This is a genomic window from Mitsuaria sp. RG (assembly GCF_028369275.1).
GTDB classification, from domain to species: Bacteria; Pseudomonadota; Gammaproteobacteria; order Pseudomonadales; family Pseudomonadaceae; genus Aquipseudomonas; species Aquipseudomonas peradeniyensis.
Genome location: NZ_JAQMYQ010000035.1, coordinates 19364 through 34318 on the forward strand (window position 1 = coordinate 19364; position 14955 = coordinate 34318).

The 14955-nt window shown below is 63.7% G+C and carries 13 protein-coding genes; 9 read left to right on the plus strand and 4 right to left on the minus strand.

Features of this window, described 5'->3' with window-relative positions:
- Positions 1–157 precede the first annotated feature (157 nt).
- On the minus strand, positions 158–1387 hold the full coding sequence (serA, locus tag POF53_RS18495; protein ID WP_203648588.1) for a phosphoglycerate dehydrogenase: 1230 nt from the start codon (positions 1385–1387) through the stop codon (positions 158–160).
- Positions 1388–1557: 170 nt separating this feature from the next.
- Here serA and POF53_RS18500 point away from each other — a divergent pair, with 170 nt between their 5' ends.
- From POF53_RS18500 to POF53_RS18515, 4 genes are all read left to right on the plus strand, one after another.
- Positions 1558–2955, plus strand: coding sequence for a D-2-hydroxyglutarate dehydrogenase (locus POF53_RS18500; RefSeq protein ID WP_232854880.1), 1398 nt, complete (start codon positions 1558–1560; stop codon positions 2953–2955).
- A gap of 25 nt (positions 2956–2980) precedes the next feature.
- A complete protein-coding gene (locus POF53_RS18505; protein WP_498968891.1) occupies positions 2981–3646 on the plus strand; it encodes a fumarylacetoacetate hydrolase family protein in 666 nt (221 codons plus the stop codon).
- Positions 3647–3797: 151 nt separating this feature from the next.
- Positions 3798–4718: an SdiA-regulated domain-containing protein gene (locus POF53_RS18510; protein ID WP_203648594.1), complete on the plus strand. Its 921-nt coding sequence runs from the start codon at positions 3798–3800 to the stop codon at positions 4716–4718.
- An 86-nt stretch (positions 4719–4804) separates the two neighbouring features.
- Entirely contained in the window at positions 4805–5710 is a 906-nt protein-coding gene (locus POF53_RS18515; RefSeq protein ID WP_232854878.1) for an SdiA-regulated domain-containing protein, read from the plus strand.
- 171 nt (positions 5711–5881) lie between these two features.
- Here the strand turns inward: POF53_RS18515 and rpiA are convergent, their stop codons facing one another.
- Positions 5882–6556: a ribose-5-phosphate isomerase RpiA gene (gene rpiA / locus POF53_RS18520; RefSeq protein ID WP_011536226.1), complete on the minus strand. Its 675-nt coding sequence runs from the start codon at positions 6554–6556 to the stop codon at positions 5882–5884.
- 133 nt (positions 6557–6689) lie between these two features.
- Between rpiA and ilvA the strand changes: the two genes are divergently transcribed.
- Both ilvA and POF53_RS18530 read left to right on the plus strand, forming a co-directional pair.
- A complete protein-coding gene (gene ilvA / locus POF53_RS18525) occupies positions 6690–8204 on the plus strand; it encodes a threonine ammonia-lyase, biosynthetic (protein ID WP_203648598.1) in 1515 nt (504 codons plus the stop codon).
- A 128-nt stretch (positions 8205–8332) separates the two neighbouring features.
- Positions 8333–8758: a DUF2269 family protein gene (locus POF53_RS18530; RefSeq protein WP_203648600.1), complete on the plus strand. Its 426-nt coding sequence runs from the start codon at positions 8333–8335 to the stop codon at positions 8756–8758.
- Between the two features lie 115 nt (positions 8759–8873).
- On the opposite strand, the gene POF53_RS18535 is transcribed toward POF53_RS18530, so the two are convergent.
- On the minus strand, positions 8874–9530 hold the full coding sequence (locus POF53_RS18535) for a histidinol-phosphatase (RefSeq protein ID WP_498968895.1): 657 nt from the start codon (positions 9528–9530) through the stop codon (positions 8874–8876).
- A gap of 141 nt (positions 9531–9671) precedes the next feature.
- On the opposite strand from POF53_RS18535, the gene POF53_RS18540 reads away from it, so the two are divergent.
- The 3 genes from POF53_RS18540 to POF53_RS18550 all read left to right on the plus strand — a co-directional run bounded on the left by POF53_RS18540 (position 9672) and on the right by POF53_RS18550 (position 13028).
- Positions 9672–10151: an RNA pyrophosphohydrolase gene (locus tag POF53_RS18540; RefSeq protein ID WP_028688498.1), complete on the plus strand. Its 480-nt coding sequence runs from the start codon at positions 9672–9674 to the stop codon at positions 10149–10151.
- A 22-nt stretch (positions 10152–10173) separates the two neighbouring features.
- Positions 10174–12447: a phosphoenolpyruvate--protein phosphotransferase gene (ptsP, locus tag POF53_RS18545; RefSeq protein ID WP_232854875.1), complete on the plus strand. Its 2274-nt coding sequence runs from the start codon at positions 10174–10176 to the stop codon at positions 12445–12447.
- A 137-nt stretch (positions 12448–12584) separates the two neighbouring features.
- Entirely contained in the window at positions 12585–13028 is a 444-nt protein-coding gene (locus POF53_RS18550; protein ID WP_203648604.1) for a hypothetical protein, read from the plus strand.
- 163 nt (positions 13029–13191) lie between these two features.
- Here the strand turns inward: POF53_RS18550 and gabP are convergent, their stop codons facing one another.
- Complete coding sequence (gene gabP, locus POF53_RS18555) at positions 13192–14577, minus strand: GABA permease (RefSeq protein ID WP_203648614.1); 1386 nt, start codon at positions 14575–14577, stop codon at positions 13192–13194.
- Positions 14578–14955: the final 378 nt, after the last annotated feature.

The window sequence follows — 14955 nt, forward strand, 5'->3', positions numbered from 1 at the left end:
CATGCTAGGAGGGCTGTGAGACGGTTGTGTGGCGAGGGGGCAAAAACGAGTGATAGTGGTATTGGTGGATTTTTGTAGCGACCATCCGGTTTTCAGGCGTTAGCTGATAAAAAAAGGGAGGCCACCAGGGCCTCCCTTTTTCTTGACGCAGTGAAACTCAGAACAGTACGCGCGAGCGGATGGTGCCCTTCACGTGCTGCAGTTTCTCCTGGGCCAGGTCCGAGTACTCGGCGTCGACGTCGATGACCACGTAACCCACTTTCTCGTTGGTCTGCAGGAACTGACCGGAGATGTTGATGGCGTTCTCGGCGAACACTTTGTTGATCTCGCTGAGCACGCCCGGGATGTTTTCGTGGATGTGCAGCAGGCGGTGCTTGCCTGGGTGGGCCGGCAGGGCCACTTCCGGGAAGTTGACCGACGACACGGAGGTGCCGTTGTCGCTGTACTTGACCAGCTTCTCGGCCACTTCCAGGCCGATGTTGGCCTGGGCCTCGGCGGTGGAACCACCGATGTGCGGGGTCAGGATCACGTTGTCCAGGCCACGCAGCGGGCTTTCGAACTCTTCGTCGTTGGAGCGCGGCTCGACCGGGAACACGTCGATGGCGGCGCCGATCAGGTGCTTGTCCTTGATCGCGGCGGCCAGGTGGTCCAGCTCGACCACGGTGCCACGGGCGGCGTTGATCAGGATCGAGCCCTTCTTCATCGCGCGGATTTCCTTCTCGCCGATCATCCACTGGGTGGACGGCAGCTCAGGCACGTGCAGCGAGACGATGTCGGCCAGGCCCAGCAGCTCGTGCAGGCTGGTGACCTGTACCGCGTTGCCCAGCGGCAGCTTGGTCAGCGGGTCGAAGAAGTACACCTGCATGCCCAGGCTCTCGGCCAGGACCGACAGCTGGGTGCCGATCGAGCCGTAGCCGACGATGCCCAGTTTCTTGCCACGGATCTCGAAGGAGTTGGCCGCGCTCTTGATCCAGCCGCCACGGTGGCAGGAAGCGTTCTTCTCGGGGATGCCGCGCAGCAGCAGGATGGCTTCGGCCAGCACCAGCTCGGCCACCGAACGGGTGTTCGAGTAGGGGGCGTTGAACACGGCGATACCGCGCTCGCGGGCCGCTGCCAGGTCAACCTGGTTGGTGCCGATGCAGAAGCAGCCGACCGCGACCAGTTTCTTCGCGCAGTCGAAGATCTCTTCGGTCAGTTGGGTGCGCGAACGGATGCCGATGAAGTGGGCATCAGCGATCTTTTCCTTCAGCTCGGCTTCCGGCAGCGAACCAGTGAGGTATTCGATGTTGGTGTAGCCGGCGGCCTTGAGGGTATCGACCGCGTTCTGGTGCACACCTTCAAGAAGAAGGAACCTGATCTTGCTCTTGTCGAGAGAAGTCTTGCTCATCTGCGTAAACCTGTATCCCGGAGAAAAATGGCGAGGAGAGTGGAGCGGCGCGGCGTCGGCCTTAGCACGAACGGCGGGAGGGCTATGCTAGCATACGCGACACAACCTGAGCTTATCCCGACAGGTGAAGCGTGCTCAGGGTGACTATGAATAAGTCGAGAGTTCCGGCGATGACCCAGTCCGTGGTAATTGATGAGCTGATGACCCTGGTCGACCCTGGCAAGGTCCTCACCGACCCGGCCTCGCTCGAGGCCTACGGCAAGGACTGGACCAAGCACTACCCGCCGGCGCCGAGCGCCATCGTCTTCCCCAAGTCCGTCGAGCAGGTGCAGGCCATCGTGCGCTGGGCCAACCGGCACAAGGTCGCCCTGGTGCCGTCGGGCGGGCGTACCGGGCTGTCGGGCGCCGCCGTGGCCGCCCATGGCGAGGTGGTGGTGGCCTTCGACTACATGAACCAAATCCTCGCCTTCAACGAATTCGACCGTACCGTGGTCTGCCAGCCGGGGGTCGTCACCCGCCAGTTGCAACAGTTCGCCGAGGACCAGGGCCTCTACTACCCGGTGGACTTCGCCTCGAGCGGCTCCAGCCAGATCGGCGGCAATATCGGTACCAACGCCGGCGGGATCAAGGTGATTCGCTACGGCATGACCCGCAACTGGGTGGCCGGGCTGAAGGTGGTCACCGGCAAGGGTGAGCTGCTCGAGCTGAACAAGGACCTGATCAAGAACGCCACCGGCTACGACCTGCGCCAGCTGTTCATCGGCGCCGAAGGCACCCTGGGCTTCGTAGTCGAGGCGACCATGCGCCTGGACCGCGCGCCGCGCAACCTCACCGCCATGGTGCTGGGCACGCCCGATTTCGACGCGATCATGCCGGTGCTGCACGCCTTCCAGGGCAAGCTTGACCTGACGGCCTTCGAGTTCTTCTCCGACAAGGGCCTGGCCAGGATCCTCGCCCGGGGCGATGTGCCCGCACCGTTCGAGACCGACTGCCCGTTCTATGCGCTGCTGGAGTTCGAAGCCAGCACCGAGGAGGTGGCCAACGAAGCCCTGGCCACCTTCGAGCACTGCGTCGAGCAGGGCTGGGTACTGGACGGGGTGATGAGCCAGAGCGAGACCCAGCTGAAGAACCTGTGGAAGCTGCGCGAGTACCTGTCCGAGACCATCTCCCACTGGACGCCTTACAAGAACGACATCTCGGTCACCGTATCGAAGGTGCCGGCGTTCCTGCGCGATATCGACGCCACCGTCGGCGAGCACTACCCGGACTACGAAGTGGTCTGGTATGGCCACATCGGCGACGGCAACCTGCACCTGAACATCCTCAAGCCCGACCACATGACCAAGGACGACTTCTTCGCCTCCTGCGCCAAGGTCAACAAGTGGGTGTTCGAGATCGTCGAACGCTACAACGGCTCGATCTCCGCCGAGCATGGCGTGGGCATGACCAAGCGCGACTACCTGGGCTACAGCCGCTCGCCGGAGGAAATCGCCTGCATGAGGGCGATCAAGGCGGTGTTCGACCCGAACGGCATCATGAATCCGGGTAAGATCTTCGCTCCCGAATAAAAAGCAGTATTCACAGGAGTCGGCCATGAGTTACCAGCACCAGTACGTAGACGGCACGCGCATCCACTTCCCGCTGGGCAAGGTGGTATGCATCGGCCGCAACTACGCCGAGCATGCCAAGGAACTGGACAACCCCATCCCCAGCGAGCCGCTGCTGTTCATCAAGCCCGGCAGCTGCGTGGTGCCCCTGGAAGGCGGCTTCAAGATTCCGACCGAGCGTGGCTCGGTACATTACGAGGCGGAGATTGCCGTGCTGCTGGGCAAGCCCCTGTCCACCCACCCTTCCGAGGAAGAGGTGCTCGACGCCATCTCCGGCTTTGCCCCGGCGCTGGACCTCACTCTGCGCGATGTGCAGGCGAAGCTGAAGGAAAAGGGCCTGCCCTGGGAACTGGCCAAGTGCTTCGATGGTGCCTGCGTGCTGCCGCCGTTCGTGTCAGCCGATACCTTCGAGGGCCTGACCGATATCGGCATTCGCCTGACCATCAACGGCGAGGTGCGCCAGGACGGCAACAGCGCGCTGATGCTCAACCCGATCGTGCCGATGATCCAGCACATCGCGGCGCACTTCTCCCTGCAGGCAGGCGATGTCATCCTCACTGGCACCCCGGCGGGCGTGGGGCCGTTCAATGTCGGCGATGAGCTGGTGCTGGAACTTCCCGGTGCAAGCCGGTTCGAAGGCCGGGTGCTTTGACTCCGGGCGACGACGGTGCAATGCCGTCGTCGCTGCTTGTGCCGGTGGGATTTGTCGTTTTTTTCACAATTGATCCGGATAATTCGTCTATTAACCTTCATTTGCCGACAGTGGCGACCACGCTGCCGCCTACTTTCAGGATCTCCATTCGATGACCAATCCTTCCAGCGCATCCCTTCCGCCAAAGCGACGCCTGATCACCCGCTGGTCGCTGTGGCTGCTTGCGCTGGCGATCATCGCCTATGGCCTGGTGGTAGCCATGCACTGGGATGACCGTGGCCTGCTGTGGATAAAGGAAGGCTTCGAAAGCCAGACCGAGCGCCAGGAAAGCATCTGGCTGCCGGATTACGTGGCCGACATCGATGCCAAACCGTTGCCGGGGATGGAGCGTGACGAGGCGTCGGACCTGGCGTTCAATCCGCACACCCGTACCTTGTTCGCGGTCATGGGCAAGCACCCGTTCCTGGTCGAACTCAACCTCGACGGTGACGTGCTGCGCAAGATCCCGCTGGTGGGTTGGTCCAATCCGGAAGGCGTGGCGGTACTCGAGAACGGCCAGATCGCCATTGTCGACGAGCGCAACCATGATCTGACACTGGTCAAGGTGGATGCCGCCACGACATCGCTGAACCGCGCCGACTACCAGCCCTACGACCTGGGCGATACGGAGGATGGCAACAAGGGCTTCGAGGCCATTGCCTGGGACCTGATCCGGCAGCGACTGATCATTGGTGCCGAGCGGCCACCGAAGATGTTCATCTGGAGCACCGATGGCCACGGCCCGCTCAAGGGCGACAAGCAACCGCTGCCCAGTGACGAACTGGACCTGCGCAACCTGTCCGCGCTGGGCATCGACCCACGCACCGGGCACCTGCTGGCTTTGTCGGCGGACTCCAACATGCTGCTCGAGCTGGACGAGAAGGGTGAGCAGGTCAGTTTCATGACCTTGCTGGGCGGCTTCAATGGCCTGGCTGACACCATTCCCCGGGCAGAAGGGGTGGCAATGGATGACCAGGGCAACCTGTACATCGTCAGCGAGCCCAACCTGTTCTATCGCTTCAAAAAGCACTGATCGATCAGATATTTCTGATGGTGGCATTAAGCTTTGCTTCAGTTGATAGTGGTTAGATACGTGCTCCTTTCGCCGAGTCCGACCGCATGCGCCGCCACCTTCGCCTGATCTTAGCCTTCATCGTGCTTGTTGCCCTGCTCGTCCTGGGCGCCGCCGGGCATGAGTTCCGCCTGTTCGAGCGCGGCTGGTTCAACCTCAAGACCTGGTGGCAGCCGGCCGAGCAGAGCATCGGCCTGGATCGCTACCAGGTGGCGATCGAAGCGCAGCCCATCGTCGGGCTGGACGATGACATCTCGGCGCTGACCTACGATCCCGACCGCAAGAGCCTGTTCACCGTCACCAATGCCCGCTCGGAGCTGATCGAGCTGTCGCTGGACGGCCGCATCCTGCGCCGTGTTCCACTGACCGGCTTCGGCGACCCCGAGGCGGTGGAGTATGTAGGGCCCAACAGCTACGTGATCACCGACGAGCGCCAGCAGCGGCTGATTCGCGTGCGTCTTGACGATGACACCCTGTTCCTCGACGCCAGCGATGCCGAGCAGCTGTCCCTGGGCATCGGCCTCAATGGCAACAAGGGTTTCGAGGGGCTGGCCTACGACTCGGCGGGCAAGCGCCTGTTCGTGGCCAAGGAACGGGACCCGATGATGATCTACGAAGTCCATGGTTTCCCTCATGACAATCCCGACAAGCCCTATGCGGTGCATGTGGTACAGGACCGCAAGCGTGACCGGCGCTTGTTCGTGAGGGATTTGTCGAGCCTGCAGTTCGACGAGCGCAGCGGGCATCTGCTGGCGCTGTCGGACGAGTCGCGGCTGGTGCTGGAGCTGGATGTGAAGGGCAAACCGCTGAGTACGCTGTCGCTGCGCAAGGGGTCTCAGGGTTTGAAGCAGACCGTGCCGCAGGCGGAGGGGATTGCGATGGATGACGCCGGGACCATCTACCTGGTCAGCGAGCCGAACCTGTTCTATGTGTTCAAGCAGCCGGCTGATTGATTGCCTGGGCTGGCGATATCGCGTTTACGTCTACCCCTGTAGGAGCGGCCTTGTGCCGCGAAAGGGCCGCAAGGCGGCCCCGGCAATCTTTGTTCAACGCTGAAATCTGGGGCTGCTACGCAGCCCTTTCGCGGCACAAGGCCGCTCCTACAAGGATCGCGCAAGGCTTGTTTACTCGGCCTTGAGGGTTTTCACGCCTTCAGCGGTCCCCAGCAGCAGCACATCCGCCGGACGCGCCGCGAACAGGCCATTGGTGACCACGCCGACGATGGCGTTGATCTGGCTCTCCAGCTCCACCGGGTTGGTGATCTGCAGGTTGTGCACATCCAGGATGACGTTGCCGTTGTCGGTCACCACGCCTTCACGGTAGACCGGGTCGCCGCCCAGCTTGACCAGCTGGCGCGCGACATGGCTGCGGGCCATCGGAATCACCTCGACCGGCAGCGGGAAGGCGCCCAGTACCGGCACCAGCTTGCTGGCGTCGGCGATGCAGATGAAGGTCTTGGCCACCGCCGCGACGATCTTCTCGCGGGTCAGGGCCGCGCCGCCGCCCTTGATCAGGTTGAGGTGGGCGTCGCTCTCGTCGGCGCCGTCGACGTAGAACTCCAGCTCGCTGACGCTGTTCAGCTCGTAGACCGGGATGCCATGGCCCTTCAGGCGCTGGGCGGTGGCCTCGGAGCTGGCGACGGCGCCGTCGAAGGCGGTCTTGTGCTGGGCCAGGGCGTCGATGAAGAAGTTGGCGGTCGAACCGGTACCGACGCCGACGACGCTTTTCTCATCCAGTTTCGGCAGGATGAGATCGACGGCGGCCTGGGCGACGGCCTGTTTGAGTTGGTCCTGGGTCATGCGGGCTCCGGGAGGGGCTGGGCGGATTTCAAAGTTGCCTAGTATAACGGCTCCCACGGCTTTGCTGTGGTCGCCCGACGTGACGCTGCGGTAGACTCCCAGCCCTTGTCCCGCGGCCCAGTGATGCTTTCCGATGCTCGAACAGTACGTCAAGAAGATCCTCACCTCGCGCGTCTACGACGTTGCCGTCGAAACCCCGCTGCACAGCGCCGGGCAGTTGAGCAAGCGCCTGGGCAACACGGTGCTGCTCAAGCGCGAGGACCTGCAGCCGGTGTTCTCGTTCAAGATCCGCGGGGCCTACAACAAGCTGGCGCAACTGAGCGCCGAGGAACTGGCCCGCGGCGTGGTCACCGCTTCGGCCGGCAACCACGCCCAGGGCCTGGCCCTGGCGGCGCGGGAGCTGGGGATCAAGGCGACCATCGTCATGCCCAAGACCACCCCGGAGATCAAGATCGAAGGCGTGCGGTCCCGGGGCGGCAAGGTGGTGCTGCACGGTGACACCTTCCCCGAGGCGCTGGCCTACTCGCTGAAGCTGGTGGAGGAGAAGGGCTTCGTCTACATCCACCCCTACGACGATCCGCACACCATCGCCGGGCAAGGCACGGTGGCCATGGAAATCCTGCGCCAGCACCCGGGCCAGCTGGATGCGATCTTCGTGCCGGTCGGCGGCGGCGGGCTGATCGCTGGCATCGCCGCGTACGTGAAATACCTGCGCCCCGAGATCAAGGTGATCGGCGTCGAGCCGGACGACTCCAACTGCCTGCAGGCGGCCATGGCCGCGGGTGAGCGCGTGGTGCTGCCACAGGTCGGGCTGTTCGCCGATGGCGTGGCGGTGGCGCAGATCGGCCAGCATACCTTCGACATCTGCCGTCACCATGTGGACGAGGTGATCACCGTCAGCACCGACGAAATCTGTGCAGCGATCAAGGATATCTACGACGATACCCGCTCGATCACCGAACCTGCCGGCGCGCTGGGCGTAGCCGGCATCAAGAAGTACGTCGAGCTCAAGGGCGTCGCCGGGCAGACCTTGGTGGCCATCGACTCGGGCGCCAACGTCAATTTCGACCGCCTGCGCCATGTGGCCGAGCGCGCTGAACTGGGCGAGAAGCGCGAGGCGATCATCGCCGTGACCATCCCGGAGCGTCCGGGCAGCTTCAAGGCCTTCTGCGAAGCCATCGGCAAGCGCCAGATCACCGAATTCAACTACCGCAAGCACACCTCGGACGAGGCGCATATCTTCGTCGGCGTGCAGACCCACCCGGAAACCGACCCGCGCGCGGTGTTGGTGCAGCAGTTGATCGAGCAAGGCTTCCCGGTTACCGACCTGACCGACAACGAACTGGCCAAGCTGCACATCCGCCACATGGTCGGCGGCCACTCGGCCGGAGCCAGCGACGAGATGGTGTTGCGCTTCGAGTTCCCCGAGCGGCCGGGTGCGCTGTTCAACTTCCTCAACAAGCTGGGTGGGCGCTGGAACATCTCGATGTTCCACTACCGCAACCACGGCGCCGCCGATGGCCGGGTGGTCGCGGGCCTGCAGGTGCCGGAGGACGAGCGCCACCTGGTGCCGGCGGCGCTGGCCAAGATCGGCTATCCGTACTGGGACGAGACCGAGAACCCGGCTTACCGGCTGTTCTTGGGTTAACTGACTAAGCTGGGCGTATGGTCCTTCGCGGGTAAACCCGCTCCCACAAGGTTGGCGCGTCACCTGTGGGAGCGGGTTTACCCGCGAAGAGACGGGCGCGAATTACCCTGCTGAAGGACGATGAAGACATGGAACACCTGACCACCCTCAAGACCCTGCACATCCTCGCCACTGCCCTGTTGCTGCTGGGCGGCCTGGGCCTGGCGACCTGGACTGTCCGCGCCCGCCGCCAGGGCGATGCCGAGGCCTACGGCAAACTGTTGCGCCGACCGCTGGTGTTCGTCTGGCTGCTGATGGGGCTGTGCCTGGTGAGCATGCCGTTCACCGGCTGGTGGCTGGTGCACCTGGTCGGCTGGCCGCTGGGGCAGACCTGGGTACTGGCGTCCAGCGTCATCTATACGCTTGGCGCGCTTGCCGTGTGGTGGCTGGTGGTACGCCTGAACCGGCTGCGCAAGGCTGAAACCGTGGGTTTGAAGTTCACCTTGGCATTGGCGGTGTTCAGTGGCGTCTGCTTCCTGTCCATTGCCGGCTTGATGGGCGCCAAGCCGATCTGAGACAGCAGGAGGGCTCCGCCCTCCCTCGCGGCACAAGGCCGCTCCTACAAGCAATCACAGCCCCCTGTAGGAGCGGCCTCGTGCCGCGAAAGGGCCGCAAAGCGGCCCCGCGCCCTCAATCGCGCAACGAAATAACCTGCCACCCCCGCCGCTCGGCCTCGACCCGCAGCCTCGGATCCGGATCCACCGCCACCGGGTTCGCCACCACCTCCAGCAACGGCACATCGTTCAGCGAGTCGCTGTAGAAGTAGCTGCCTTCCAGATCGAACCCGTTCTCCAGCATCCAGCGTGCAAGCCGCGCCACCTTGCCTTCACGGAAACAAGGTATATCGGTGCTACGCCCGGTATAGCGACCATCGCGCACCTCGCACTCGGTCGCCAGCAAGGTACGCACACCCAGGCGGCGGGCGATGGGCGCGGTGACGAAGCGGTTGGTGGCGGTGATGATCACCAACTGGTCGCCGGCCTCGCGGTGCTGGCGCAACAGGGCTTCGGCCCTGGGCAGGATGATCGGCTCGATGCAGTCACGCATGAACTCTCGGTGCCATTGCTCCAGCTGCGCAGGTTCGCTGGCCGCGAGGATCTCCATGGAGAAGGCCAGGTAGGCCTGCATGTCCAGGGTGCCGTTGAGGTAGTCCTGGTAGAAGGCGTCGTTGCGTTGCTTGTAGGCGACCGGGTCGAGAATGCCCCGCTCGCACAGGTAGTCACCCCAGGCGTGGTCGCTGTCGCCACCGAGGAGGGTATTGTCCAGGTCGAATAAAGCCAGGCGCATCGCGGTCACTCGCATCAGCCACGGAAGAGCCCCGCAGAATACGGAGTTTTCACCTCGCTGCACATAAGCTTGGCGGGCGCGTTGCTGCGCGCTCAGGCTTTGTGGAACAATGCGGTGACATGCGTTTGCGAGGTTGCTGCCGTGATCGACCCGGATGGTTTTCGCCCCAATGTCGGGATCATTCTCACGAATGATGCCGGGCAGGTGCTATGGGCTCGGCGGATCAACCAGGATGCCTGGCAGTTCCCCCAGGGTGGCATCAACCCTGACGAGACGCCGGAAGATGCCCTGTACCGCGAGCTGAACGAAGAAGTGGGCCTGGAACGCCAGGACGTGGAAATTCTTGCCTGCACCCGTGGCTGGTTGCGTTATCGTTTACCCCAGCGCCTGGTGCGCACCCACAGCCAGCCGCTGTGCATCGGCCAGAAACAGAAGTGGTTCCTGCTGCGCCTGGTGAGCAATGAGCAACGGGTGCGCATGGACCTCACCGGCAAACCGGAATTCGATGGCTGGCGCTGGGTCAGCTACTGGTATCCGCTGGGCCAGGTGGTGACATTCAAGCGCGAGGTATACCGTCGCGCCCTGAAAGAGCTAGCCCCGCGCCTGCTGACGCGCGACTGACGACGGAGTCCGACCCCGAGCCATGCTCAATACGCTGCGCAAGATCGTCCAGGAAGTGAACTCCGCCAAAGATCTCAAGACGGCGTTGGGTATCATTGTCTTGCGCGTCAAGGAGGCGATGGGCAGCCAGGTCTGCTCGGTCTACCTGCTCGACCCGGACAGCAACCGCTTCGTGCTGATGGCCTCCGAGGGCCTGAACAAGCGCTCCATCGGCAAGGTCAGCATGGCCCCCAACGAGGGCCTGGTCGGCCTGGTCGGCACCCGCGAGGAGCCGTTGAACCTCGAGAACGCCGCCGACCACCCCCGCTACCGCTACTTCGCCGAGACCGGCGAAGAGAAATTCGCCTCCTTCCTTGGTGCGCCGATCATCCACCACCGTCGCGTGGTGGGGGTACTGGTCATCCAGCAGAAGGAGCGCCGCCAGTTCGACGAAGGCGAAGAAGCTTTCCTGGTCACCATGAGCGCCCAGCTCGCCGGGGTTATCGCCCACGCCGAGGCCACCGGCTCGATCCGCGGCCTGGGCCGCCAGGGCAAGGGTATCCAGGAAGCCCGCTTCGTCGGCGTGCCGGGCTCCCCGGGCGCTGCCGTCGGCCGCTCGGTGGTGATGCTGCCGCCCGCCGACCTCGAGGTGGTGCCGGATCGCACCGTCGAAGACATAGACACCGAACTCAAGCTGTTCAACAACGCCCTCGAAGGCGTGCGCGAGGACATGCGCAAGCTGTCGGCCAAGCTCGCCACCCAGCTGCGCCCCGAAGAGCGCGCGTTGTTCGACGTCTACCTGATGATGCTCGAGGACGCCGCCCTCGGTGGCGAGGTGGTCGAGGTCATCAAGACCGGCCAGTGGGCCCAGGGTGCCCTGCGCCAGGTGGTCGGCGAGCACGTCAACCGCTTCGAGCTGATGGACGACGACTACCTGCGCGAGCGTGCCTCGGACGTCAAGGACCTGGGCCGGCGCCTGCTGGCGTATCTCCAGGAGGCCCGCTCGCAGTCGCTGGTCTATGAGGACAACACCATCCTGGTCAGCGAGGAGCTGACCCCCGCCATGCTCGGCGAGGTGCCGGAAGGCAAGCTGGTGGGCCTGGTCTCGGTACTCGGCTCGGGCAACTCCCACGTGGCGATCCTCGCCCGGGCGATGGGTATCCCCACCGTCATGGGTGTGGTCGACCTGCCGTATTCGAAGGCCGACGGCATCGAGATGATCGTCGACGGCTACAAGGGCGAGGTGTTCACCAACCCGGGTGAAGTGCTGCGCAAGCAATACAGCGATGTGGTCGAGGAGGAGCGCGAACTGGCCAAGGGCCTCGATGCCCTACGCGAACTGCCGTGCGTCACCCCGGACGGCCACCGCATGCCGCTGTGGGTCAACACCGGCCTGCTCGCCGACGTGGCCCGCGCCCAGCAGCGTGGCGCCGAGGGCGTCGGCCTGTACCGCACCGAAGTGCCGTTCATGATCAACCAGCGCTTCCCCAGCGAGAAGGAACAGCTGGCGATCTACCGCGAGCAGCTGCAGGCGTTCCACCCGCTGCCGGTAACCATGCGCAGCCTCGACATCGGCGGCGACAAGTCGCTGTCGTACTTCCCGATCAAGGAAGAGAACCCGTTCCTCGGTTGGCGCGGCATCCGCGTCACCCTCGATCACCCGGAAATCTTCCTGGTGCAGACCCGCGCCATGCTCAAGGCCAGCGAGGGCCTGAACAACCTGCGCATCCTGCTGCCGATGATTTCCGGCATCCACGAACTGGAAGAAGCCCAGCACCTGATCCACCGCGCCTGGGGCGAGGTGCGCGACGAAGGCACCGACGTGCCGATGCCGCCGGTGGGGGTGATGGTGGAAATTCCCGCCGCCGTGTACCAGACCCGCGAGCTGGCGCGCCAGGTCGACTTCCTCTCGGTCGGCTCCAACGACCTGACCCAGTACCTGCTGGCGGTCGACCGCAACAACCCGCGGGTCGCCGACCTGTACGACTACCTGCACCCGGCGGTGCTGCAGGCGTTGCAGACCGTGGTCAGCGTCGCCCACGAGGAAGGCAAGCCGGTGAGCATCTGCGGTGAGATGGCCGGCGACCCGGCCGCGGCGATCCTGCTGATGGCCATGGGCTTCGACAGCCTGTCGATGAACGCCACCAACCTGCCGAAGGTGAAGTGGATGCTGCGCCAGATCAACCTGAGCAAGGCCAGGGAACTGCTGGCCGACGCCATGAGCCATGACAACCCGCAGGTTATCCACAGCTCGCTGCAACTGGCGCTGAAGAACCTTGGCCTGGCGCGGATGATCGGGCCGAACAAGACCCTCTGAGATCCTGGGCCCGCTTTGCGGGCCTTATGTCGCGAAAGGGGCGCAGAGCGCCCCGACGATCTCGAATACCTGCTTGGGTTTCCCTGGCAACTACGCTTCAATACGCGCCTTTACCAGTCGTCCAAGGATCCGCCCCCATGGCCACCAACACCAAACAACAGAAACGCGCCAAGCGCGCCGCCACCAAGGCCAAGCAGAACCGCATGGTGCGCAGCGGCCAGGCAGTCAAGGCCAGTGCCGGCGACAGCGCCAGCGTCGAGCAGGTGTTCAACAAGGCCATGGAGTCGGGCAGCTACGACAGCCTGTTCGTGAAAATGAAGGAAGCCCAGGAAGGCGGCCTGGTGCCGATGATCTCGGTATTCCTGGTCGACCCACTGCTGGCGCTGGTGCTCAAGGGCCACAAGGAAGAACACGCCACCGACTACATCGTCCTGGTGTTCACCGCCTACCGCGCGTGGCTCGACGGCATCGACGAGGATGCGACCATGGCCTGGCTGGAGAGCGACGAGTTCCAGGACGCCTATGTCACCGCCTCGGAGGTCGTGGCCAGGCAGCAGCAACAGCAGAAGCAGTTCGGCTGATAGTGACGCTCAACTTGCGCCGGCCTCTTCGCGGGTAAACCCGCCCCCACAGGTTCCCTATCGCCTTTCAGGCTTGTGCGATCCTTGTGGGAGCGGGCCTCACAGGCAAACAAAAAGGCCGCGCCCCTCACAGGACGCGGCCTTTGCATTTCACACCAGCGGATCAGCTATCCAGCGCCACCCGCGCAGCAGCGCCACGCTTGCGGTGCAGCAGCAGGCCAGCCGCCACCACACCAATGCTCAGGATGGCCGTGGCGATGATCTCGGCACGGTGATCTTCACGCAGCGCCATCACCACCAGGATGGCAATGATGAAGGCGATGGTCGCCCAGGTCAGGCCCGGGAACATCCACATCTTGAACGAGATCTTCTCGCCCTTGGCTTCACGCTGGGCACGCATGCGCAGTTGCGACACGGCGATCACCAGGTACACCAGCAGGGCGATGGCGCCGGAGCTGGCCAGCAGGAACTCGAACACCGCGGCCGGGGCCAGGAAGTTGGCGAACACGCACAGGAAGGCCGCGGCGGTGGAGAGCAGCACGGCCCAGTGCGGGGTGCCCGCCTTGGTGGTGCGCTGGGCGATGGCCGGGGCGTCGCCACGCTTGCTCAGGGAGAACAGCATGCGCGAAGAGGTGTACAGCGCCGAGTTCAGGCAGCTGGTCACGGCGATCAGCACGACGATGTCGACGATCAGCTTGGCATTCGGCACGCCGATCAGGCTGAGGACGGTCTGGTAGGAACCTTTCTCGGCGAGGGTCGGATCGTTCCAAGGCACCATGGCCACGACCAGGAAGATCGACACCAGGTAGAACAGGCAGATACGCCAGATCACCGAGTTGGTGGCCTTGCTGATCTGGCGACCCGGGTCTTTCGACTCGGCGGCGGCGATGGTAACGATCTCGGTACCCATGAACGAGAACATGGTGGTCAGCATCGCGGCCAGCACCGCGCCCAGGCCGTTGGGCATGAAGCCCTGGGTATCGAACAGGTGGCTGATGCCGCTGACCTGGCTGCTCGGCACCATGCCGAACATGGCCGCGCAACCGACGACGATGAAGCCGATGATCGCCAGCACCTTGAGCAGGGCGAACCAGAACTCGAACTCACCGTAGTTCTTCACGCTGAACAGGTTGGTGACGGTCAGCGCCAGGGTAATGATCAGGGAGAACGCCCACAGGTCCACCGACGGGAACCAGGCATGCAGGATAGCGGCGGCGGCGTTGGCCTCCAGCGGGATCACCAGGACCCAGAACCACCAGTACAGCCAACCGATGGTGAAACCGGCCCAGCGCCCGATGGCGCGATCGGCGTAGGTGGAGAAGGAACCGGTGTCAGGCGAGGCGACCGCCATTTCGCCGAGCATGCGCATTACCAGCACCACCAGGGTACCGGCGGCGGCGTAGGCCAACAGCACGGCAGGGCCGGCGGCAGCGATGGCATGGCCGGAGCCGACGAACAGACCGGCGCCGATCACGCCGGCAATCGACAGCATGGTCACATGCCGTTGCTTGAGCCCCTGAGCGAGGTCATTGGAATTGTTACCGCTCATAAAACTACCTTTGTAAGGAGGTGGACTACACGAATGACTGGCCAGCGCGCCGGGGTGTGAGTGGGCGTCGCTGCATTCAGTGGTTTCGGGATGGCAATAAGCGGGCCAGCTGAGAATGGCTTTCGTCTGAAATGTTTCTGTAACCAAGAACGACGCGGCTTGCAGGGCATTGTGCCAAGCTTTGACCGAAAGGTCGTCAAATCCCCATGCCAAGTTGGGATTACTGAAATACCCACTTACAAACGCACCAAAGGTGCCCCTCGGTAACACCTGGGCACAAATTCAGGACACGGCAAAGCGCAACCTCAAGGCGCAACCTCGAACCCGCATAACCCGCGACACAGTGCCACCCGGCCAAAAACGGCTTCCCAGATAGGA